The following is a 23,052-nucleotide window of genomic DNA, read 5'->3' as shown; positions in this document are numbered from 1 at the left end:
TTTGTCAATTTTGTGACAACATTTATACATTTTAAAATGCTAACAGCTACTCGCAAAGCTGTAAACAAACATGACCATAAATTTAGATTCTTTAACTCCTAAGCAGATTGTTGCTGAACTTGACAAATACATCATCGGGCAAAATGATGCCAAGAAAAATGTAGCGATTGCACTTCGTAATCGTTGGAGACGTATGAATGCTCCTGCGGAAATGCAAAAAGAAATTACGCCCAACAATATCCTTATGATTGGTTCAACGGGTGTCGGTAAAACCGAAATTGCACGTCGTTTAGCCAAATTAGCAGACGCTCCATTCACCAAAGTAGAAGCTTCAAAATTTACAGAAGTTGGATATGTGGGTCGTGACGTAGAATCAATGGTGCGTGATTTAGTAGAGTCATCCGTCCATTTGGTTCAATCCACAAAAAAAGAAGCCGTTAAAGAAAAGGCTTTAGAGATTGTGGAAGAAATCATCGTAGAAGCTCTTGTTCCTGCGATGGGAAAAACGGGTAAGAAAAAGAAAGGTGATAAATCCGAAAATCAATCTGAAGTAATAGAGTCTGACGAAGAGTTGAATCATAAAACTCGTGAATTATTCAGAGAAAAATTACGCAGAGGAGAACTCGAAAATCGTAAAATTGACATAGAAGTTCGTTCATCAAATTCCCCAAACATCGGCGTTATGGGTGGACCAATCGACGAAATGTCAATGATGAATATTCAAGAAATGATTGGCGGAATGTTACCAAAACGGGAGAAAAAACGTAAAATTACCATTGCTGATGCTCGTAAAATTCTTTTGGAAGAAGAATCTGCCAAATTGATTGATATGGACGAAGTAAAGGAAGAAGCCATCAGAAAAGCTGAAAACTTAGGGATTATTTTTATTGACGAAATCGACAAAATTGCTAATGCTCGAAGTGGAAATGGCGGAGGAGCAGACGTAAGCCGTGAAGGCGTTCAACGTGATTTATTACCAATCGTGGAAGGCTCAAGCGTGAATACAAAATATGGCGTTATCAATACTGACCACGTTTTGTTTATTGCCGCAGGTGCTTTTCATGTATCTAAACCGAGTGATTTAATCCCAGAATTACAAGGTCGTTTTCCAATCAGAGTGGAACTTCAAAGTTTGAAAGAAGAAGATTTTTATAGAATTTTGAAAGAACCTAAAAGTGCTTTAACCAGACAATACGAAGCCCTCCTGAGTGCTGAAGGAGTCGAGTTGTCATTTGCTGATGAAGCCTTAGCAGAAATTGCACGTATAGCTTTTGCCGTGAATGCAGAAGTTGAGAATATCGGAGCAAGACGTTTACAAACAGTTATGTCACATTTATTAAACGACATCATGTTTGATATTCCAGATGTGATAAAACCTAATACACAGGTAGAAATCACGAAGGAATTGGTAGTGGAAAGACTTGGAGGAATGGTGAAGAATAGAGATTTGAGCCAGTATATTCTTTAAACAGTAACAGTTATCAGTAAACAGTCATTGTAATTAATACTGTTTACTGATAACTGTTTACTGATAAATACTACTTACCTCTCTCGTTATAGATTTGTTGTAATTTAACACCTACAACACCTGCCGCAGCAAATAATGCAATATAAAAAGCCCAAGCAAGGTATGTTCCGAAAACTGTATCAGTCATGATTTTATGTTTTTGATTGTGAAATTTTCTAAAGTAATAATATGACAAAGATAAATCATAGATAAATAAAGATTAAAAAAATGAAGATTAAAAATTCATTATCCTTCAAATTCTTTCAATAAAACCTACAAAACGCCCTTTGTTGAAGGTAAAATGTCTAAATCTTTGATTTCACGCTTCGTTGCCATTTTAATAGCTTTGGCAAATGCTTTGAAAATCGCTTCAATTTTATGGTGTTCATTATCCGCTTCTGCTTTAATATTTAGGTTACATTTTGCGGTATCCGTAAATGATTTAAAGAAGTGAAAGAACATTTCGGTTGGCATTTCTCCAATTTTTTCACGAGAAAATTTAGCATCCCAAACCATCCAATTTCTTCCCGAAAAATCAATCGCTGCATGAACCAAAGCTTCATCCATCGGTAATAAATAAAAGCCATAACGAGTAATTCCCTTTTTATCGCCTAAGGCTTTCAAATACGCCTCACCCAAAGCTAAAGCAGTATCTTCAATGGTATGGTGTTCGTCGATGTGTAAATCTCCCTCAACTTTTACCGTCAAATCGGCTCCTGAGTGTTTGGCTAATTGGTCAAGCATGTGGTCAAAAAAGCCCAATCCTGTTTCGATATTTGCTTTTCCTTTTCCATCAAGATTTAAGTCAATCCAAATTTTAGTTTCCTTTGTGATTCTTTCAACCGACGCTTTTCGCTCAGGCAAACGCAAGAATTCATAAATTTCATCCCAATCTTTTGACGATAAAGCAGTTGCCGTTTCTTGGGCAGTATTTTCAAAAGGATTTTCTCCCAAATAAATAGCTTTCGCACCAAGATTAATCGCTAATTGAACATCAGTTAGTCGGTCACCCAACACAAAAGAATTTTTTAAATCATATTCTGATTCATCAAAATATTTATCCAACATTCCCGTTCTTGGTTTACGAGTTGGGGCGTTTTCATGTTCAAAAGTACGGTCAATGTGAATTGCGGAAAAATGAATATTTTCTCCTTCGAGAATTTCCATCATTTTATTTTGTGGTAACCAAAAGGTATCTTCAGGAAAAGATTCAGTTCCTAAACCATCTTGATTTGTCACCATCACCAATTCGTAATCAGATTCTTCTGCAATTTTTCTAAGATTAGAAATGGCTTTAGGAAGAAATGCTAATTTTTCGAGTGAATCAACTTGAAAATCAATGGGAGGTTCAATGATAATTGTACCGTCACGGTCAATAAATAATATTTTTTTCATAAAATAATCTTAGCTGCTTTTGAGCAGAAATGGACTACAAAATTAGTGCTTCAAGCGTAGATAAAAACGTTTTTATTAAAATTTTAAAGGATTGCTTTAAGATAGACTAACAAAATTGAGTGGATTTTATAGAATTGATTGTAATTTTGAATAATGATTAAGAATTTAAAAAATTGAGTATGAACTTATTTGGAGAGTTAAAAGAACTATTATTAGGTGACGTTGCAAACAAGGCCGCCAATCTACTTGGAGAGAAAGAAGATAAAGTTAAGACAGCAATTGAGGGGTTGATTCCAACATTTGTTGGTGGATTAATGAAGCGAGCTTCAAACGAAGCAGGTGCAACTACGCTCATGAATGTAGTGAAGAAAGGAAACCATGATGGAAGTATTATTGAGCAAATTGGAAATTTAGTTAACAATAAAGATAGTTTTGCTCAAATTGTAGAAAAAGGAAATGGATTAGTAAGTATGCTTTTACCTGATAAAAAGAGTTCAATCGCTACGATGATTTCTCAGTTTGCAGGTGTAAGAAACTCTTCGGCAACTTCACTTTTATCAATTGTTGCTCCTATTGTTGTGGGCAAATTGGGTAAAATGGTTAGCACTCAAAACTTAGACAAAGCGGGCTTAGCCAATACTTTATTAGACCAGAGAAGTATTCTATTGGACGAAACACCAGAGAATCTACAAACTAAAATGATTGATGTATTAGGTTTAAGCACTTTTTTGAGTGAAGAAATTAAACCTGTACAATTTGCTCCAGGTGGCATAAAAGCAAATGGAGTACCAGCACCACCAGTAAGTAAGCCCACTGAACACAGAGAAGTAACGTATTCAAACAAAGATTACGAAGGCGAAGGTGGTAGTGGAATGTCAATCCCGAAATGGTTACTTCCAACTGTTTTAATTGCCGCTGTTTTGGGTGGAGTTGGATATTTTGCAGCAACTTACGATTGGAGTAGCTTGACTTCTTCTAATGTTGAACCTGACTCTGCTCAACTGGAACAGGTAACAAATGCCACCATCGACACAACAAATTTGACGAAAGATTCAGCTGCAGTTAAAGTTGATTCGAGTGCTGCTGCCGTTACTGTGCCTACAACAACCGCCATTGGTATTGGTTTACCAAATGGACAAAAAATTGATTTAGCAGAAGGTTCTTTCAATTATAAATTTGCCAAATATTTGACAGATAGTAGTGCCAAAGCAAATCAGTCATTCACTTTTGATAATCTTAATTTTGAATCAAACACCAACACTTTAGTCGCTGGTTCTGAGAAAACTGTACAAGATTTAGCCAAAATCATGACTGCTTATCCACGTGTACAAGTGAAATTGACTGGTTATACTGATAATACTGGAGATTCTTTACAAAACCGTAAATTGTCTTTTAAGCGTGCATTTGCCGTAAAGAATTTATTAGTTGCGAATGGCGTTCAAGATTTAAGAATTGACTTTGCGGGTAAAGGTGCTTCAAACCCTATTGCTTCAAATGCAACAGAAGAAGGAAAAGCTAAAAACCGCAGAATTGAAATGAAGGTTGTTAAGAAATAGTCTGTTGGTTACCACAGGTTTCAAACCTGTTACAAAAGAGAAAGGTCTATTTGCGTAATATCTCTGGAAGATTTCTTACGACAAATAGACCTTTCTCTTTAATTTTTCTTCTCTTTTTCTCTGACAATTTCTACTCTAAAAGGAGGATTATCAGAAGCATCCAAAAGCATATTTACTACATTTTTGAGTTTCCCAAAAAAACCTTTGGGCTTATTAGTAGAATCTCCAGATTTATCCTCATTACGTACAAAACGTATTTTTAATTTTCCTTTTGGATTATCAACCATCCATCCGAGTTCATCGATTTGCAATTGTTGAATTGGGTCGATGATTTTAATATTATTGGCATTCGATTTCGGCAATCCTATAAATAAGGCAATGATGAACACACTAATAATTTGTTTCATAGAACGGCAATTATTAAGTTGAAGGTTTATTATTATTGCTAAGATAAAAAAAATCCGTAAGATTGAATCAAAAAAATGAAACAACCTTACGGGAAAGCAAAGATTATAGTTCAGAATTATTAAAAAGTAATTTATGAAAACCAAAACTGAACAAATCTATAAAATCAGGTCAGTAAAAAATCGGAGGCTTTGACGGATTACCAAATTATTATGCTTTAACACGTACTCTGTTAAAATATTTATATAATTTCTGCATTGTTTTTTCAACATCTTTATCCGTCTCAAGCATATCGCTGATGGTTTGCACTGCATGGATTACGGTACTGTGGTCACGTCCTCCAAAATGATAACCAATTGATTTTAATGGCAAGTTTGTAAATTCTTTCATTAAATACATGGCAACTTGTCTTGGAAAAACAGTCTCTTTTTTGCGACTTTTACTTTTCAAGTCGCTCATATTTACTTCAAAATGATGCGTAACAGCATCTAAAATTGTATCAACTGTTACTTCTTTTTCATTATCTACAACAATATTCTTCAGCGTAGTACGGGCCAACTCCATATCTATTTCCTTTCTGTTCAACGAAGCATGAGCCATCAAGGATACAATTACACCCTCCATTTCACGCACATTTGTATCAATGCTATGAGCTAAATATTCGATAACTTTATCTTCAATATAGATTCCGTCGGCTTGTAATTTTTTCTGAATAATAGCAATACGGGTCTCAAAATCAGGCTGTTGTACGTCGGCTGTCAATCCCCACTTAAATCTTGAAAGCAATCGGTCTTGCATTCCAGCTAACTCTCTTGGGGGTCTGTCGGACGACATAATAATTTGCTTTCCTGATTGGTGCAAGTGATTAAAAATATGGAAAAAAGATTCTTGCGTTTTCTCTTTTCCTGCCAAAAACTGAACATCATCAATAATCAAAACATCTACTTGCATATAAAAATTGGTAAATGCTTGAAGCGTGTTGTTTTTGATGGCATTAATAAATTGATTACAGAATTTTTCAGAAGTTACATACAACACAAACTTGTTAGCGTGCGTGTTTTTAATATAATTTCCTATTGCCTGAATCAAGTGCGTTTTCCCAAGCCCAACACTACCATAAATCATCAAAGGATTGAAAGACGTAACTCCTGGACGTTGAGCAACGGCTAAACCTGCCGAGCGACCCAAACGGTTACAATCTCCTTCGACGAAATTATCAAAAGTATAATGTGGGTTTAAATATGAATCTAAATCTAAAGAATCTAAATCTTTTAATTGGAATGGGCTTTCATAAACCGTTGGTTCTGGTCTTTTCTGAGCTTGAACAGGAACAGTCGGTTTTTGATTGGGAACATTATAAGCAATTGGTGGATTTTTTTTATCGCCTTTATCCACAATTATTGAATATTCCAACATACCATTTCTACCCATCGCATAGTCTATCGCCTTACGTAATACATGGATATAGTTTTCCTCAAGCCACTCATAAAAGAATTGGCTTGGCACTTGAATCGAGAGTGTTTGGTTCGTGACTTTTAAGGGTACGATGGGTTCGAACCAAGTTTTATAACTTTGCTCGTTTATCTCTTTATGTATAACTTCAAGACATTTAATCCAGATTTGTCTTGCATCTGGTTGGTAAGTAGGGTACATGGTATTTTCTAAAAATGGCGGCACTGGACAAGCAAGTGGTTCAAATATCTGATTTTCAATTAATTGGCGACTTAAGGTGAAAAATACAAATATTTACTTTCCAATAGAGGACAAAAATAGCACTTTTTTTGGTCGTGATGAACCAAAATTTTTCATTTTTTTCCAAAATTAGAAAGTTGAAATACAACTTTAATAATACTTCTTAGAATAATACAACAGTAAGGACGTAAATAGTAACTTTAGGGGATTCTTTGTTTAAAATAATCTAAAATCGTAATTTTAATTAACTTTGAAAAATTAAAAAACAATTTCGTGAAATTTTATGAAAAATCAACTCTTCCAACATTTTGTAAACCATTCTCAAGAGCAATGGAAACTACAAGTTATCAAAGATTTGAAAGGTAAAGATTTTGATAAAACACTTACTTGGCAAATTGATACAAAAATTAAGATTTCAAGCTATGCAGATAGCCAAAATATCAAAAATTTACCTTTAAAAATTGTACAACAATCTCAATTTCAAGGCTTTACAAAAATTTGGAGTAATCGGGAAATAATTAAGTTCAAGTCAGAAAAAGAAACTAATCAATTGATTATCAATTATTTAGGGGCGGGAGCAAATTCCTTTCTGATTGATTTTAGTGGCGTGTTGATTTCGGAGATTGAAATTAAGAAATTGTTAAGTAATATCAAACTATCTGATACACCATTTTTTTTTAAAGTCGAAAATAACGGCTTAAAATTAGTAAATGAGTTACAAACCATTGCTCCTTATTTATGGAAAGGAGGAATAATAAACGATATACTCGAAAGATACTTTACTCAAGGTATTCTGACAGACGAAGATTGGAAAATTCAAGCAGAAATTCTTAGAAAAGTACAAAATCAGCCTCACTTCAAAAGCCTCATTATTAGTAGCCATTCTTTCCATCATGCAGGGGCAAATATTGCACAAGAAATAGCCTATACACTTGCATCTGCCATTGAGGTTATTGACAAAATTTCAGAGCAAAATATTGATTTACAAGAAATTGTACAAAAAATAGAATTCTCCATCTCAGTAGGAACTAATTATTTTGGAGAAATTGCCAAAATAAGAGCGTTGAAATTCCTTTGGAAGAAAATTTTGACTGAAGGTTATGGGTTAAGTGATGAAAAAAAATCGGGTATTTCATTGCATTGTGAAACGTCTTCCTTTTATAATTCATCCATCACTCCCAACACCAATATGTTGAGAGCAACCACCGAAGCTATGTCAGCAATTATTGGCGGTTGTGATGCTTTAAGTATAAGAGCTTATGACGAAAGTTATCAAGAAACAGATGATTTTAGTCGTAGAATTGCCCGTAACATCTCCACAATTTTGAAAGAAGAAAGTTATTTTGATAAAGTCGTTGACCCTTCAGCAGGTAGTTATTTTATAGAAAGTTTAACGTTCCAATTAGCCGAAGAAGCTTTCAATATTTTAAAGACAGTTGAAAATGAAGGTGGTATCATCGCAGCATTTCAGAAAAATAGTATTCAAAATAGTATTAAGAAAAATTTTGAGTATTTACAAGATTCCTTAACCGAAAATCAGTCGGTAATGGTGGGTGTAAATAAATTCAGGTTCGACGAAAAACCTTTTGAGCAAAAAGAGTCAATTATCAAAGAACCAACCGACGGAAGTGTTGAACTTTTACCCAACCGCAGACTTTCTGAAATCTTTGAAAAATAACCATTTTCTCTTAAAATTATGAAACCCAATTTATCCAATATTGATTTACAAAATCAGAATAAAATTTCACAGGAAACTCCCCCAACAAAACCTTGGCGTTCAGCGGAAGGAATTCCCGTCAAAAACTATTTTACAGAAGCTGATTTAGCCGATGCCGAACACCTGAAATTTGCGGCGGGTCTTCCCCCCTATCTTCGAGGGCCATATTCAACCATGTATGTTCAAAACCCTTGGACAGTTCGTCAATATGCAGGCTTTTCTACGGCTGAAGAATCAAATAATTTTTATCGTAAAAATTTAGCAGGAGGACAAAAAGGACTATCCGTTGCTTTTGATTTGGCAACGCATCGAGGATACGATTCTGACCACCCAAGAGTTACGGGCGATGTAGGAAAAGCAGGTGTTGCCATTGATTCGGTGGAAGATATGAAGATATTATTCGACCAAATTCCATTGGATGAAATGTCGGTTTCGATGACCATGAACGGAGCCGTTTTACCCATCATGGCATTTTATATTGTCGCAGCCGAAGAACAAGGCGTTTCTCCAGAAAAGCTATCTGGAACAATTCAGAATGACATTTTGAAGGAATTTATGGTGCGAAATACCTACATTTATCCGCCATTGCCTTCGATGCGAATTATTGCCGATATTTTTGCATACACCGCTCAAAAAATGCCTAAATTCAATTCCATTTCCATTTCTGGCTACCACATGCAAGAAGCAGGGGCAACGGCTGATATTGAGTTAGCGTACACTTTGGCAGACGGACTTGAATACCTCCGCACGGGTGTAAATGCAGGTTTGGACATTGATAATTTTGCCCCAAGACTTTCATTTTTCTGGGCAATTGGCATGAATCATTTTATGGAAATTGCCAAAATGCGGGCAGGTAGAATGTTATGGGCAAAAATTGTGAAAGAATTTAATCCGAAAAGTGATAAATCCTTGATGCTCAGAACTCACTGCCAAACTTCGGGTTGGTCGTTAACCGAACAAGACCCTTTTAATAACGTTGCGAGAACCACCATTGAAGCGATGGCTGCCGCTTTGGGACATACACAAAGTTTACATACCAATTCATTGGATGAAGCCATTGCTTTACCAACTGATTTTTCAGCTCGCATTGCTCGAAATACGCAATTATATTTACAGCACGAAACAGGAATCACGAAAGCAATTGACCCTTGGGGCGGTTCGTATTACGTAGAATATTTAACGATGGAACTTGCTAAAAAGGCTTGGACATTGATTGAGGAAGTAGAAGAATTGGGTGGAATGGCAAAGGCAATTGAAACAGGTTTGCCCAAAATGAGAATTGAAGAAGCCGCAGCCCGAAAACAAGCAAGAATTGACTCTGGGAAAGACATAATTGTAGGCGTAAACAAATTCAAATTAGAAGTTGAAACCGAAATAGAAGTCAGAGACGTTGATAACCAAGCCGTTAGAATTTCCCAAATTGAAAGATTAGACCATATCAAAGCAGAAAGAGATTCAGAAGCAGTTGCTGAAATTTTAGCCAAGATTACTAAATCAGCCGAAACTGGCGAAGGCAATTTATTAGTTTTAGCAGTTGAAGCGGCACGTTTAAGAGCCACATTAGGAGAAATTTCATTCGCTTTAGAAAAAGTTTATGGCAGACATAAAGCAATAATCCGTTCAATATCAGGTGTTTATTCAGCAGAAGTGACAGACGACGAGAATTTTAGAATTGCCAGAGAAATGGCAGATGAGTTTGCGAAACAGGAAGGTCGCAGACCAAGAATTATGGTTGCCAAAATGGGACAAGACGGACACGACCGTGGAGCGAAAGTTATCGCCACCAGTTTTGCAGATTTAGGCTTTGATGTGGATATCACTCCCCTATTCCAAACGCCCGAAGAAGTGGCAAAACAAGCCGTTGAAAACGACGTTCACGTAGTGGGAGCATCAAGTTTGGCGGCAGGACACAAAACCCTTGTCCCTCAATTAATTGAAGAGCTCAAAAGACAAGGACGTGAAGATATTATGGTGATTGCGGGAGGCGTTATTCCTGCCCAAGATTATCAGTATCTATACGATGCGGGCGTTTCTGGCGTTTTTGGACCTGGAACGGTGATTTCAATTGCGGCTCAAAAGATTTTAAAGGATTTGATGGAATAAAATTCTATTGAAAGTCAAAATAAATCGTGTTTAGTTTTATAATTAACCCTTCAAAATTGCCAACTTTACATAAAGTTGGCAATTTCTTTTTTACAAGCATTTAAAACTCATTTGACCGATTAAATTGAAGCGAAATGAATAAATTCTTTACACTGACGTTATGTTTTCTTTCTTTAAATCTTATGGCTTTTGCCGAAGTTCCTGCGGTTCGTTTTACTGAGAATAAAGGACAATGGGATAAGGAAATCAAATTTGTTGCACAAATACCTGGAGGCTTTTTACAGGTAAAAACAAATGGATTACACTATATTTTTGTGGACAATGAGTCAATTTATACCTTAAAACATGGCGATAAAAACAACGTACAAAATCTTCCACTCAAAGCTCATGGTTTGGATGTAATTTTTGACGGTGCTAATCCTGATTTCACTATTTCTACGAATAATTCTATTGCCGAAACTCAAAATTACTTCTACGGAAACGAACCTAAAAATTGGGCAACTAACGTAAAATCTTTCGGAGAAATTTGGCTAAAAAATATCTATAAAGGTATTGATTTAAGACTTTACACCACAGAAAATGCCTTGAAATACGAGTTTGTCGTTGCTCCTAATATTTCAACAGAACAGATTAAAATGCGTTATGAAGGTGCCGATGAAATTGTTTTAGAAAATGGCAATTTGAACATCAAAACTTCATTGGCAAATATCATTGAAATGAAGCCTTATTCTTTCTCTGAACACATTATTAATGCTAAGGCAAGACAAAGTTTTTCGGAGGTTAAAAGTAATTTCAAAATCAACAAAAATACTGTTTCATTCTCATTTCCAGACAATTACGACCATAACAAAACACTAACCATTGACCCTAAATTAATTTTCTCAACTTATTCTGGTTCAACCGCCGACAATTGGGGACATACCGCCACGTATGATGCCAGTGGCAATTTATATGCAGGAGGCTCAACACTTTCAGCTCCAAATACGGCATTTCCAGCTACTACTGGAGCGTTTCAAGTTAAAAATGGAGGTTATTGGGATGTCGCCATTCTAAAATTTAGTGCTGACGGCAGTAGGTTACTTTATGCTTCTTATTTAGGGGGTGTCAATGCAGATATTCCGCATAGTTTAATTGTCAACTCAAAGGGTGAATTATTGATTTTTGGCACTACTTCTTCGCCTAATTTTCCTACTACTGCCAACGCTTACGACCAAACTTTCAATGGTGGAGCGGTCATCGTACCAACAACGTCACAACGATTTACTCAAGGTAGTGATATTTTCGTGGCAAAATTAAGTAGTGATGGTTCTCAATTATTAGCTTCAACATACATTGGAGGTTCGGGTAGTGATGGACTTAATTTATATACCCTAAATTATGGCGACGAATTTAGAGGAGAAATTGTGACGGATGAAAAAGACAATGTTTATGTCGCTTCAGTTACAGATTCTCAGAATTTTCCAATTGTTGGAGGTTTACCAAATGTTAAAAGAAGTGGCGTAAGTGACGCTGTTATTTGTAATCTAAATCCAGATTTATCAACCATGCTTTGGAGTAGTGTTGTTGGTGGAAATGATTATGATGCAGCCTTTTCATTAAAAGTTGGCAAAACAGGAACAATTTACGCTTGCGGTGCTACCACGAGTAATGATTTACCTTTTAGCCAAACATTACAAACAAAAACGAATGGAGATGTTGATGCTTTTATCATGAAATTTACGAGAGATATTTCTCAAAGCTATACTCCAACGGCTTATACAGGAACGTATTTAGGAACATCAAATTTAGATTTAGCTCAATTAATGGATATTGACCAAGAAGAAAATGTTTATGTTTATGGACTAACTTACGGCAATTATCCAATTATAAATGCAGCTTATTCTAATCCTAAAAGTGGTCAATTTATTCATTCAATTGATAAAAACTTAGCAAAAACCAATTTCTCAACGACCATCGGAACAGGCAAAGGCTCTCCAGATATTGTGCCTACTGCCTTTTTAGTCAACGAATGTGGTAATATTTATTTATCGGGTTGGGGCGGAAAAGTCAATGACAACATTTTAAATGCCCCAAAAGTAAATACCAAAGGAATGCCTGTCACTCCTGATGCCTTCAGAAGTACAACTGATGGAAATAATTTCTACATTGCTTTATTAGAAAAAAACTCAAAATCCTTACTTTATGCAACCTTTTTTGGTGGAGACAATTCTGCTCCAAATGCAGCAGGCGACCATGTAGATGGCGGAACTTGTCGGTTTGACAAACAAGGATTTATTTATCATTCAGCCTGTTCTTGTAATCGTACAGGAACGCCTTCAAGTTTTACAACAACACCAAACGCTTGGTCAAAAACAAACCCTGCCGAAAACTGCAATAATGCAGCTTTCAAATTTGACATTGATAACCTAAAGGTCAGTTTCGATGCAGTGGATGGCACAAAAAAATCTCCGAGCAGTTCAGCAGATACTTTAGTGGGTTGTATACCATTCAAAATAAATTTTCAAGATACCAGCGAAGGAGCCAAAACAATTAGTTGGAACATTGGCGGTGAGAAAAACTCAACGGCAAATACTGAAGAATTTACTTTTACAAAAGCTGGAATTTATACAGTGACCTTAAAAGGAATAAATTTACTTTCTTGCAAAAAAGAAGAAACCGTCAAGAAAATCATTAAAGTATTACCTTCTGATTTCAAATTAAGCCCCGAAACCGTAAGTGATTGTGCAGGAAAAACAGCTCAACTTTTAGCCGAAGGTGGCACAAAATATGTGTGGTCGCCAACCACAGGTTTAAATGCTACTAATATTCCAAATCCAATTGTAACCATTTCTAATTCAACAACTTATTCCGTAGAAATTACAAATCAGTTTGGATGTAAAACCACAAAAACGGTACAAGTTAAATTAGCAGAAGCACCTATCAAAGTTTCAAAGGACACCTCTGTTTGTCGAAATAGTACCATACAGTTATTCGCTTCGGGAGGGACGAAATACGCATGGAAGAGCAATGTCCTTTTAAGTGATTCAACCATCGCAAATCCAAACGTAACTATCTCAAAAGCCAGTAGTTTTACGATAAACATCATAGACGAGGCAACAGGATGCAAGGCTCAAAGAACCATAAATATTGGAATTGATGAGACTTTTAAGCCTGATTTTACGTTTCAATTGACAGAAGACTGTGGCAAACCGACAATGGTTCAGCTCCAAAATAACACTAAAAATGCCACAAGATTTGTTTGGTTAACTGGACAAGGCGATAGTTTGACAACACAAACACCAAAAGCATTTTCCTATAATGAAGCTGGTACATACAACATCACTTTAAAATCATTCAAAGGAAATTGTATGATGATTGATACTCAAAAAGTAGAAGTTGAAAATCCTGCTACACCTCCAAACGTTATTTCTCCCAATGGCGACGGCAAAAATGATTTTTTTGTAGTAGGCGTAAAATTACAATCGCTTGAAATTACTAATCGTTGGGGACAATCAATGCTCAAAACGACTACCTATAAAAATGACTGGGGGAAAGACATTCCAGTTGGTACATATTACTATTATCTCAAAACTGAAAAAGGAGCAGAATGCAAAGGTTGGATTGAGGTTTTATAATTTTTATTTTTTAAATTTGTCAAAATTACAACAGACTGATTATGAGAAAATTACTATTAAGTGCAATGCTCGTTACAGCAACATTCATTGCAAAATCACAAAGTATTCACGGTGAACAAATCACTGAAAGCGGAGCAATTCCTGCCACAGAATTAGAATCAAAATTGGCAACTAAAGAAGAAATGCATGCAAAAGTAACAGGCGTTGTAGAATCTGTTTGCAAAGCCGCAGGTTGCTGGATGAAAGTAAAAACTACCGACGGCAAAACCATGCGTGTAACTTTCAAAGATTATGGTTTCTTTGTACCGAAGGACATTGCAGGGAAAACAGTGGTGTTTGAAGGAATTGCCAAAGTAAAAACGACTTCAATAGCGATGTTGAAACACTACGCTGAAGATGGAGGAAAAAGCAAAGAAGAAATTGCAAAAATCACCGAACCAGAAAAAGCCATTGGTTTTGTGGCTACTGGGGTTATTGTGAAGTAATTTTTTGTAGGACGGGTTTCTAACCTGTCTAATGAACCTTAATGACAGGTTAGAAACCCGTCCTACAAATCTTATTGATAAGTAAATGTCAACAGGTTGGAAACCTGTCGTACAAAAAATCAAAATCGAAGTACAAAATCCTGCTTTGGTTGATTTTTTCTAAAAAAGACCAATCCAACAAAAAACAAATCTATCGAAACCATCACTTGTGAATGATTTTTGATATACTGCCAAGCCTCATTCATTTCGTCTGACCAATGGATGTCATCAAATACAAAAACACTTTCTTCCGTTGCTTTCTGCAAACATATTTCAAAATAATTTACCGTTGGATGATAGCGATGATTAGCATCAAAAAAAGCAAAATCTAATTGTTCAATTTGATTAATTACTTTAGGCAATGTTTCATCTATATTCCCAATAATTAAGGATATATTTTGACAATTTGATGCTTCAAAATTCTTTTGAGCAATCGCTGCGGTGGCAGGACAACCTTCAAATGTTATAATCTGTGCATTCTCACAAGCCTTTGATTCATAAATAGTTGTCATTCCTAATGAAGTCCCTAAATCAAAAATAACAGACGGCTTAAACCACTGAATAAGTCTAAAAATCAATTTTCCAAATTTAGGTTTCTTCTCTGCATTTTTAGCAATTTGTCTAATTTCTCGCTGATTGGTTTTATAGATTCTTGAACCTGCACCAAAATCAGTAATTTCAATAACCGTTTTATTTCTAAGAAGTTTTTTTCTCAGATTTTCAATTTCTATAAAAATCGGATTCTTCGTTTTGGCTGAAATAACTTTTGTATAGAGTTCAAATACAAATGGAGAATGAAGTGAGTGTTCGTTTTTTGAAGAAAGCAGAAACTTGACGAAATATTTTATCATTAAGTGTTTTATGCGTTTAAGTTTGTGGTGATTAGTTATTGGGAATTAGGGAACTGGTAAAGAGCTAATTAGCAATTTAAGATACTGCTGGAGTTGTCAGATGTTTTTCAAAAATTACCTAATTGAATCAACCAATAACTAATTAATTTTCAGTAACCAATACCCACTAATCTAATTCATCCTAAATGGAGCTATCAAATTAAAGTCTGGAATAATTACATTAAAGTGTTTTCCATCGAAAATTCTTTCCATTTGGTACGTTCCTGCCATTTTACCAATAGACGTATTGAGATTACACCCAGAAGTATATTCGTAGCTTTGACCAGGTTCTAAAGTTGGTTGTTGCCCTACAACACCCTCACCTTCAACCTCACGAATTTGTCCATTTGCATCATAAATATACCAATGCCTACGCAAAAGTTTCACAGTAAAATCACTCTCATTTTGAATTCTTACATGATAAGAAAAGACAAAATGAGCCTGAAACGGATTTGAATATTCAGGTTGAAACTCAGTCTGAACGCTTATTTTTACGCCATTAGTGATGGATGAAACCATAATTAAATTGGGTATTTAAACCTTAATAATTTATTTATCGAAATTTACGTGATAACTGATACAAAATCAATTTCTTGCGAAAAATTTTGGTTTTTATTCGGTAAGGAATACTTCAAATTTGCTTTTATAAAGAAAGTCTTTCATTTTAAAATTAGCTAACAAATAAATCTAAAATATAAATATATAAATAATTATTTGAACTATAAAAATAAAATTCTTTAAAATATCCAACTAAAATCTCTTTCCATTGAACTTTGTCGTGAAATAAAACCTCAATCATTCACAATAATAATTAATAAAATGACTGTAAACGAGATAGAAAAATTATTCCCTACCGAAGAGCAAATTCCTACGGAATATAATTTAACAGAACCCATTGAACAACGTGAATATTTAGTAAATGGAGAAATGAGACCTTGGGCTGGTAAAACCCAAGATGTGTGGTCACCAATTTACGTAAAAACTGAAAATGGTTTAGAACAAAAACGTATTGGTTCATACCCGATTACTGAACCTTCTGATGCGATGGAAGTTTTGGAATCAGCGGTGAAAGCATACGATTTTGGTCGTGGAGAATGGCCTTCAATGTCTGTTTCAAAAAGAATTGAAGCAGTAGAGAAATTCACACAAAAAATGATTACCAAACGTGACGAAGTTGTAAAACTTTTGATGTGGGAAATTGGTAAATCTTTGGGTGATTCTCAAAAAGAATTTGACCGTACTGTTCAATATATTTACGATACCATCGGAGCGTTGAAAGACATTGACCGTACTTCATCAAGATTTATGATTGAGGAAGGAATTATCGGACAAGTTCGTCGTTCGCCGCTTGGGGTTGTGTTGTGTATGGGACCTTTCAATTATCCATTGAATGAAACTTTCACTACTTTGATTCCTGCTTTGATTATGGGTAACGTGGTGTGTTTCAAACCACCAAAACACGGTACTTTATTACACTATCCATTATTGGAAGCCTTCCGTACTTCATTCCCTGCGGGTGTAATCAACACGGTTTATGGTCGTGGAAATTCGGTAATTCCTCAAATGATGGAATCGGGTAAAATTGACGTTTTAACTTTGATTGGTTCTTCAAAAGTAGCTGACCAATTGAAAAAACTTCACCCGAAAGTAAACCGTTTACGTGCTATTTTGGGTCTTGACGCTAAAAATGCCGCAATCGTTACACAAAGTGCAGATTTAGAATTAGCCGTTAAAGAATGTATGTTAGGTTCATTATCTTTCAACGGACAGAGATGTACGGCTTTGAAAATCATGTGGGTGCATAAATCTTTAGTTGACCAATTCAATGCAAGAATGGCGGAAGAAATTGGTAAATTGAAGTTAGGTTTAATGTGGGATAAAGGTGTAAATATCACTCCACTTCCAGAACCAAACAAACCTGCATATTTGAAAGAATTGATTGACGATGCAAAAGTTCACGGAGCAAGTGTTATCAATGAAAACGGTGGCGAAACGGTAAAATCGTTTGTTTATCCAGCATTGCTTTATCCAGTGACGAAAGAAATGAAAATTTGGCACGAAGAGCAATTTGGACCAGTAGTTCCAGTGGTTCCGTTCTCAAATATTCAGCAACCAATTGATTATTTACTTGAATCGTCGCATGGACAACAAGTGTCTATTTTTGGTAAAGATATTTCTCAAATCACTAAATTGATGGACGTTGCCGTGAATCAAGTGTCAAGAGTAAATATTAATTCACAATGTCAACGTGGACCAGATTCATTCCCGTTCACAGGTCGTAAAGATTCGGCAGAAGGAACGCTTTCGGTTACGGCAGCATTACGTTCATTCTCAATCAGAACGGTAGTAGCCACGAAAGACACGGCCGAAAACAAAGCGATTATCAATCAAATTGTTGAAAACCATGAATCTAACTTCCTTTCAACGAAGTTTATATTTTAAGGTTTTTCAAATTTACATCAGTAGAGACGTTGCCTGCAACGTCTCTTTTTTTGTTTACCTGCAACGTCTCTTTTTTTTGTTTACCTGCAACGTCTCTTTTTTTTGTTTATCTGTCTGACAAATTGGAGTTGTTTTTGGAGAGATAAATAACTCTTTTTGTTTACCTGTCTGACCAACTGGAGTTGTTTGTGGAGAGATAGATAATGATAAACAGTAACTTCACAATGGTTATACTTTTGCATGAGCGAAGACGTTGCAGGCAACGTCTCTACCGAAGGTGAAATGCCTGTCGGTAGGTCAAAAACAATCCTTCTGAATGTTCAAAGGCATGATTATTCAAATCAAAATAGGGCTCAAATCTGAATGTTAGCCAAAGATTATCCATCATTTTCCAATCTTTCATTATCCTAAAAATCAACAAATTACGGTTCTTTTCTATCACATTTCCATAGTTGTAGGTTCGTCCAACAGATTGATACAAATCGCCTCCTGCATCCGATAAATAACCCGAAGAATTCCAATAACTGACCATTAAATTTATCAGTTTGGTTTCGGCGGTGAGGTTTAAGTAAATACCAGAACCATCTGGGAAAAAAGGATGATAATTAGCGGTTTGACGATAGCCTACCCAATAGTTTTGCGTCTTGAGTTTTTGCAGAAAACCTTTAAAACGCCATTCCGCATCAATTCCAATGGCGGTATTGATATTGGTAATTACCTGAGCCGTATCCTTCGTATTTTGTCCTCCTCGATGCTGAAAAGTAATTTGCCAAGGAATTGAAAAACTAAAATTTGGTCGATTTATCAATTTCTTATTCCAAGAAAAACCCGCAAAGATTTCTTCTTGAAAATCAGAGCCTTTATAAATCATTTTTTGCCAGTCAATCCAAGCATCAAAAAAGACTTTTTGCTTACGTCGAGTATATTGTAAACCGTTCTCTTGTCGGTTGAGAATTACTCGTTCAAAATTTAACATCGGCTCAATCAATTGGTGATTTAATTGTCCTTCTAAATTCCCGAATAAAAATTGAGAAGAATCCTTTTGAATTTTTACCGTAAAAATGGGTTGAACCGCCGTAAAAGCTGAATTTCCAAAATCTTTCCAAGCGTAAACACCCGCTTCAATACGAACATGAGGAGCAGGTTGATACATAAGTTTAGGCGAAAATTGATTTCCAAAAAGCGTGTATCCATCTGCAACTTTTAGGAAGTATTCGTTGTTCTTTAAGAAACTAAAACTTTCAAATTGAAGAGAAAATTGTCCAGACTTTGTTGAGTCAAGATGTTGGAAAGTTTCCAACTTAGTGTTATTCAATTGAGCCTTTACTCCGAAAGACATCAAGAAGAACAACACAAAAGGTATTTGTATATTTCGATTTAACATTTCACGGCAAAATACTTGTATTTGTTGAAATTTAAGTAAATTCACCCTTAGAAAATTTAGAAAACTGTAAAAATAAACATGGCAAAGCAACAAGCAGAAGCAGTAAACCCTGCTAATGAAAAATTAAAAGCATTACAAACTACGCTTGAAAAATTAGACAAAGCTTACGGAAAAGGAACGGTAATGCGTTTGTCAGATACCAAAGTAATGGACGTTCCTGTTATCTCAACGGGTTCATTGGGTCTTGACTTAGCTTTGGGAGTTGGAGGAGTTCCTCGTGGTCGTGTTGTTGAAATTTATGGGCCAGAATCTTCTGGTAAAACTACACTTACAATGCACTGTATTGCTGAAGCCCAAAAAGCAGGAGGTTTAGCCGCATTTATCGATGCTGAACACGCTTTTGACAAAGGTTATGCAGAAAAATTAGGGATTGATACAAGTCAATTGTTGATTGCACAGCCAGATAATGGTGAACAGGCTTTAGAAATTGCGGAACAATTGATTTCTTCGGGAGCTATTGATATTTGTGTGATTGACTCAGTAGCTGCTCTTGTGCCGAAAGCGGAATTGGAAGGAGATATGGGTGATTCTAAAATGGGTTTACAGGCTCGTTTGATGTCTCAGGCTTTACGTAAATTAACGGGAGTTATTAATAGAACGGGATGTTGTTGTATTTTTATTAACCAATTACGTGACAAAATCGGTGTAATGTTCGGTTCTCCAGAAACAACAACGGGTGGTAATGCCTTGAAGTTTTATGCTTCAGTTCGTTTGGATATTCGTCGTATTGGTCAAATTAAAGATGCTGATAATGTTATCGGAAACCGTACTCGTGTGAAGGTAGTAAAAAACAAAGTCGCTCCTCCATTTAGAGTCGTTGAATTTGACATTATGTATGGCGAAGGTATTTCTAAAGCAGGTGAGGTTTTGGATTTGGCGGTTGATATGGAAATCGTGAAAAAATCAGGTTCATGGTTTAGTTTTGAAACAAATCGTCTTGGACAAGGACGTGATGCGGTAAAAGATATGTTAAAAGACAACCAAGAATTATTAGATATTTTGGAACAAAGAATTAAAGACAAAATCAAAAACGATGAAAATGCTCTTTTAGACACAACTGAGCCCAATATCGAGGATGACGGAACGCCAGAATAATTTTTGAGTTATTTTATTTTAAAAGGAGAAAATCGAAAGGTTTTCTCCTTTTTCATTTTTGATAAAATACTAAATATTTGTATCTTTACTACATGAAACAAGATGACACCTATATACTTGATTTTGAAATAGATAAACTAACAAACTCAATAGAAAATGCACAAACTGGTGAAATTTTTGATACTGAAATAGTCAATGTTACCCTCGAAAATAATAACCGAGAAATTAAGAAATCTGAATGGATATTTAATTGGAAGAAAGAATTACAAACAACAGAAAAACAGGTTTTTAAACTAATTACTCCGCAAAACCCCAAAATCATTCATGGACTTTTAAGTATTGAGGATAAGAATGACCACATTTTTATGTATTTGCTTGAAAGTGCTAAATTTAACAAAGGTCAAAATAAGGTTTACGTAGGAGTTCCTGCTAATTTAGTAGCCTACGCTTGCAAGATTTCTTTTGAAAAAGGATATGAAGGTTTCGTAGCTTTTGACGCAAAATCGGCAATTATCGACCATTACAAAATAACACTTGGAGCTACTCATTTTAAAGGATTAAAGATGTTTATTGAACCAGAAGCAGCAAAAAAATTAGTAAAGCGTTATTTTAAAACATTTGAAATATGAAAACTATTAAAGAAGACATAAATATTGATTTAGAAATTCATTCATCACAATGGTCTGATGCTGATTTAATAGAATTTAGAAGTATAATAAAAAAAATTAAATCAAAAAAAAGAAAACATATCCAAGTTGGGTTTAGCCAAATAGCTTCTGTTTAAAACGAAGTCATTTGGAATATTAAATCGAATTTATTATCCTAAAAAAGGAGAAAATCGAAAGGTTTTCTCCTTTTTTTTGTATTTTTAGATTCATAATCATCAAACTTATAAGTAGGCAGTTTTACGACAGTACAAACGCCTAACTACAAAACTCCGTCCCAACTCTTAATTATTCTCTATTAACTCTAAAATATGTCTATCCACAAAAAGCGTCGTAAAGTAGAAATTTGCCACAACTGCCACACCATTCTTAAAGAAGATGATAATTTTTGTCCGCATTGTGGTCAAGAAAATCATGATTTAAAAGTTCCACTTGGGCATTTAGCGTTTGAGGTTTTTGAAGGCTTCACACACTTCGACACTAAGTTTTATAATACAATGGTTTCGATTTTTTTTTATCCTGGAAAAATCACCAAAGATTTCCTCGAAGGTCGTCGTGGACGATACGTTCCTCCAATTCGTCTTTATTTTCTAATTTCCTTTATCTTCTTTTTGGGTTTGGGCTACATGGTTGATTTAGCATTAAAGGAAAGCACTGATTTTATCAGCGAAAATGTTACGGTAAAAGACAAAAGTGAAAATGTTAAAAACAAAGCCAAAAAGAATATTGAAGATGAATTGGAAGAAGCGACGGAGAAATTAGACGAAATCAAGTCTTCCGAAGATACAAATGGCTTAGCAGATGCTCAAAATGAGGTTAAACAAGCACAATTAGCCTTAAAACTCTACGGGAAAATTGATAAAAAAACGGAAAAAGCAAAAATAAAAATCCATAAATGGGTTGATTTCACTTCTGTTTCTTTAGATGAAATTTTAAGTGAAATGAATCTTGATTCTGACGATACGCTCAGAAAATTGATTGTTAATTTACCCGAAGAAAAGCAACGAGAAAGGTTAATCAATATTCAAAAACAGATAATTGCTGATACCATCAATACCGAAAAAATAGCCGAAGTAAGTAAAGACTTGAGAGATTATTTTACTGAAACAATTGGAAAAACGAAGCAATTAGAATACTCTTTAAATCTTCACGCTTTAAAAAATAATGCCTCTTTAAAAATTAATTATGATACCGACACTATACTTACTCTAAAAGGGAGCGATGGCAGTCTGCAAAACACGGCATATTTAAAGAAAGTTTTGAAAATGTCCGATGAACAATTGGATAGTCTTAATAGGAAAAAGGATAACACAGCAGCGGCTTTTTTACAACCTTTTCAAAGAGGAATTTTACGGAATTTAACCTATTACCAATTAGCATTTAGAGAAGATGCAGAGAAAGCTTTTTCAGAAATTGCTCATTTGGGCATTGGAGCATTTTCGTTGATGATGTTTATTTTAATGCCCATTGTGGCTCTTTTACTGAAAATCATTTATAGCAAAAGAACGCATAGTATTATTTCTTATCCATTTAGATTGTTAAGATATTTATGGGATTGGTTACTGTATTTAATTCGTTTTAGAAAAATCAGAAAATATCGCCACATTCCGCATTTGATGGCAGGACATACCCGCTATTACTATGAACACTTGATTTTCTCAATTCACATTCATAGCGTATTCTTTTTGATGCTTCTTATATTTGTAGGTGGCGGAATTTTATTAGGCTATTGGAAAATTGCCTTAATAATGACCATGTTAGGGTTCTTTTTATATTTTATTCTTTCACTCAAAACGGTTTATCGTCAAGGGATTATCAAAACCTTATTCAAATCGGTTATTTTATTTTTTCTTTACGTTATTTCTTTCATTTTTATTTTGAGTATTACAAGTGCCTTTAAGTTTGCAACGTCATAAGTAGCACAGGTTTTTAACCTGTCCGATTAAATTTTGACAGGTTAAAAATCAATGTAGTTTAATTAGTTTTGTAGAAATTTTCTGAAA

17 protein-coding genes are annotated in these 23,052 nt (G+C 35.0%); 11 read left to right on the top strand and 6 right to left on the bottom strand.

The features are described 5' to 3' along the window. Window positions 1-70 precede the first annotated feature (70 nt). Complete coding sequence (gene hslU, locus VB796_RS16045; RefSeq protein ID WP_323347583.1) at window positions 71-1,468, top strand: ATP-dependent protease ATPase subunit HslU; 1,398 nt, start codon at window positions 71-73, stop codon at window positions 1,466-1,468. A 312-nt stretch (window positions 1,469-1,780) separates the two neighbouring features. Here hslU and hisB read toward each other — a convergent pair whose 3' ends face one another. Beyond that, entirely contained in the window at window positions 1,781-2,902 is a 1,122-nt protein-coding gene (hisB, locus tag VB796_RS16040; protein ID WP_323347582.1) for a bifunctional histidinol-phosphatase/imidazoleglycerol-phosphate dehydratase HisB, read from the bottom strand. Between the two features lie 179 nt (window positions 2,903-3,081). Here hisB and VB796_RS16035 point away from each other — a divergent pair, with 179 nt between their 5' ends. Continuing rightward, window positions 3,082-4,458, top strand: a complete 1,377-nt coding sequence (locus tag VB796_RS16035) for an OmpA family protein (protein ID WP_323347581.1) — start codon at window positions 3,082-3,084, stop codon at window positions 4,456-4,458. 98 nt (window positions 4,459-4,556) lie between these two features. Here VB796_RS16035 and VB796_RS16030 read toward each other — a convergent pair whose 3' ends face one another. Both VB796_RS16030 and dnaA read right to left on the bottom strand, forming a co-directional pair. Next, window positions 4,557-4,865, bottom strand: a complete 309-nt coding sequence (locus tag VB796_RS16030; protein WP_323347580.1) for a hypothetical protein — start codon at window positions 4,863-4,865, stop codon at window positions 4,557-4,559. A gap of 208 nt (window positions 4,866-5,073) precedes the next feature. Further along, complete coding sequence (gene dnaA, locus VB796_RS16025) at window positions 5,074-6,516, bottom strand: chromosomal replication initiator protein DnaA (protein ID WP_323347579.1); 1,443 nt, start codon at window positions 6,514-6,516, stop codon at window positions 5,074-5,076. 322 nt (window positions 6,517-6,838) lie between these two features. Here dnaA and VB796_RS16020 point away from each other — a divergent pair, with 322 nt between their 5' ends. The 4 genes from VB796_RS16020 (at window position 6,839) to VB796_RS16005 (ending at window position 14,474) form a co-directional block, all read left to right on the top strand. Continuing rightward, entirely contained in the window at window positions 6,839-8,233 is a 1,395-nt protein-coding gene (locus VB796_RS16020) for a methylmalonyl-CoA mutase family protein (protein ID WP_323347578.1), read from the top strand. Window positions 8,234-8,251: 18 nt separating this feature from the next. Then, entirely contained in the window at window positions 8,252-10,375 is a 2,124-nt protein-coding gene (scpA, locus tag VB796_RS16015) for a methylmalonyl-CoA mutase (protein ID WP_323347577.1), read from the top strand. A 134-nt stretch (window positions 10,376-10,509) separates the two neighbouring features. Beyond that, window positions 10,510-13,989, top strand: a complete 3,480-nt coding sequence (locus tag VB796_RS16010) for a gliding motility-associated C-terminal domain-containing protein (RefSeq protein WP_323347576.1) — start codon at window positions 10,510-10,512, stop codon at window positions 13,987-13,989. Between the two features lie 41 nt (window positions 13,990-14,030). After that, complete coding sequence (locus VB796_RS16005; protein WP_323347575.1) at window positions 14,031-14,474, top strand: DUF4920 domain-containing protein; 444 nt, start codon at window positions 14,031-14,033, stop codon at window positions 14,472-14,474. A gap of 119 nt (window positions 14,475-14,593) precedes the next feature. On the opposite strand, the gene VB796_RS16000 is transcribed toward VB796_RS16005, so the two are convergent. Together VB796_RS16000 and apaG are read right to left on the bottom strand one after the other, a co-directional pair. Then, complete coding sequence (locus VB796_RS16000) at window positions 14,594-15,364, bottom strand: class I SAM-dependent methyltransferase (RefSeq protein WP_323347574.1); 771 nt, start codon at window positions 15,362-15,364, stop codon at window positions 14,594-14,596. A gap of 171 nt (window positions 15,365-15,535) precedes the next feature. Beyond that, a complete protein-coding gene (gene apaG, locus VB796_RS15995) occupies window positions 15,536-15,922 on the bottom strand; it encodes a Co2+/Mg2+ efflux protein ApaG (RefSeq protein ID WP_323347573.1) in 387 nt (128 codons plus the stop codon). Window positions 15,923-16,222: 300 nt separating this feature from the next. On the opposite strand from apaG, the gene VB796_RS15990 reads away from it, so the two are divergent. Beyond that, on the top strand, window positions 16,223-17,845 hold the full coding sequence (locus VB796_RS15990; RefSeq protein WP_323347572.1) for an NADP-dependent glyceraldehyde-3-phosphate dehydrogenase: 1,623 nt from the start codon (window positions 16,223-16,225) through the stop codon (window positions 17,843-17,845). 268 nt (window positions 17,846-18,113) lie between these two features. Here the strand turns inward: VB796_RS15990 and VB796_RS15985 are convergent, their stop codons facing one another. Beyond that, the gene (locus VB796_RS15985) at window positions 18,114-19,274 is read right to left on the bottom strand and encodes a hypothetical protein (protein WP_323347571.1); all 1,161 of its coding nucleotides are present in this window, start codon (window positions 19,272-19,274) and stop codon (window positions 18,114-18,116) included. Window positions 19,275-19,307: 33 nt separating this feature from the next. On the opposite strand from VB796_RS15985, the gene recA reads away from it, so the two are divergent. The 4 genes from recA (at window position 19,308) to VB796_RS15965 (ending at window position 22,965) form a co-directional block, all read left to right on the top strand. Next, on the top strand, window positions 19,308-20,384 hold the full coding sequence (gene recA, locus VB796_RS15980; protein WP_323347570.1) for a recombinase RecA: 1,077 nt from the start codon (window positions 19,308-19,310) through the stop codon (window positions 20,382-20,384). Between the two features lie 92 nt (window positions 20,385-20,476). Continuing rightward, the gene (locus VB796_RS15975; RefSeq protein WP_323347569.1) at window positions 20,477-21,013 is read left to right on the top strand and encodes a hypothetical protein; all 537 of its coding nucleotides are present in this window, start codon (window positions 20,477-20,479) and stop codon (window positions 21,011-21,013) included. Beyond that, window positions 21,010-21,168: a hypothetical protein gene (locus VB796_RS15970; protein ID WP_323347568.1), complete on the top strand. Its 159-nt coding sequence runs from the start codon at window positions 21,010-21,012 to the stop codon at window positions 21,166-21,168. The genes VB796_RS15975 and VB796_RS15970 overlap by 4 nt, the downstream gene beginning before the upstream one ends. Before the next feature lie 192 nt (window positions 21,169-21,360). Continuing rightward, window positions 21,361-22,965: a DUF3667 domain-containing protein gene (locus tag VB796_RS15965; protein WP_323347567.1), complete on the top strand. Its 1,605-nt coding sequence runs from the start codon at window positions 21,361-21,363 to the stop codon at window positions 22,963-22,965. Window positions 22,966-23,052 lie beyond the last annotated feature (87 nt).

The sequence above is a fragment of the Arcicella sp. LKC2W genome (assembly GCF_034931005.1).
Lineage (GTDB): Bacteria > Bacteroidota > Bacteroidia > Cytophagales > Spirosomataceae > Arcicella.
Note: the sequence above shows the minus strand (reverse complement) of the source record. Positions and strands in the feature narration are given on the sequence as shown.

What these genes read in the sequence shown, in the direction of transcription:
- hslU (WP_323347583.1), top strand. Translation starts at nt 71, where the DNA reads ATGACCATAAATTTAGATTCTTTAACTCCTAAGCAGATTGTTGCTGAA.
- hisB (WP_323347582.1), bottom strand. Translation starts at nt 2,902, where the DNA reads ATGAAAAAAATATTATTTATTGACCGTGACGGTACAATTATCATTGAA.
- VB796_RS16035 (WP_323347581.1), top strand. Translation starts at nt 3,082, where the DNA reads ATGAACTTATTTGGAGAGTTAAAAGAACTATTATTAGGTGACGTTGCA.
- VB796_RS16030 (WP_323347580.1), bottom strand. Translation starts at nt 4,865, where the DNA reads ATGAAACAAATTATTAGTGTGTTCATCATTGCCTTATTTATAGGATTG.
- dnaA (WP_323347579.1), bottom strand. Translation starts at nt 6,516, where the DNA reads ATGTACCCTACTTACCAACCAGATGCAAGACAAATCTGGATTAAATGT.
- VB796_RS16020 (WP_323347578.1), top strand. Translation starts at nt 6,839, where the DNA reads ATGAAAAATCAACTCTTCCAACATTTTGTAAACCATTCTCAAGAGCAA.
- scpA (WP_323347577.1), top strand. Translation starts at nt 8,252, where the DNA reads ATGAAACCCAATTTATCCAATATTGATTTACAAAATCAGAATAAAATT.
- VB796_RS16010 (WP_323347576.1), top strand. Translation starts at nt 10,510, where the DNA reads ATGAATAAATTCTTTACACTGACGTTATGTTTTCTTTCTTTAAATCTT.
- VB796_RS16005 (WP_323347575.1), top strand. Translation starts at nt 14,031, where the DNA reads ATGAGAAAATTACTATTAAGTGCAATGCTCGTTACAGCAACATTCATT.
- VB796_RS16000 (WP_323347574.1), bottom strand. Translation starts at nt 15,364, where the DNA reads ATGATAAAATATTTCGTCAAGTTTCTGCTTTCTTCAAAAAACGAACAC.
- apaG (WP_323347573.1), bottom strand. Translation starts at nt 15,922, where the DNA reads ATGGTTTCATCCATCACTAATGGCGTAAAAATAAGCGTTCAGACTGAG.
- VB796_RS15990 (WP_323347572.1), top strand. Translation starts at nt 16,223, where the DNA reads ATGACTGTAAACGAGATAGAAAAATTATTCCCTACCGAAGAGCAAATT.
- recA (WP_323347570.1), top strand. Translation starts at nt 19,308, where the DNA reads ATGGCAAAGCAACAAGCAGAAGCAGTAAACCCTGCTAATGAAAAATTA.
- VB796_RS15975 (WP_323347569.1), top strand. Translation starts at nt 20,477, where the DNA reads ATGAAACAAGATGACACCTATATACTTGATTTTGAAATAGATAAACTA.
- VB796_RS15970 (WP_323347568.1), top strand. Translation starts at nt 21,010, where the DNA reads ATGAAAACTATTAAAGAAGACATAAATATTGATTTAGAAATTCATTCA.
- VB796_RS15965 (WP_323347567.1), top strand. Translation starts at nt 21,361, where the DNA reads ATGTCTATCCACAAAAAGCGTCGTAAAGTAGAAATTTGCCACAACTGC.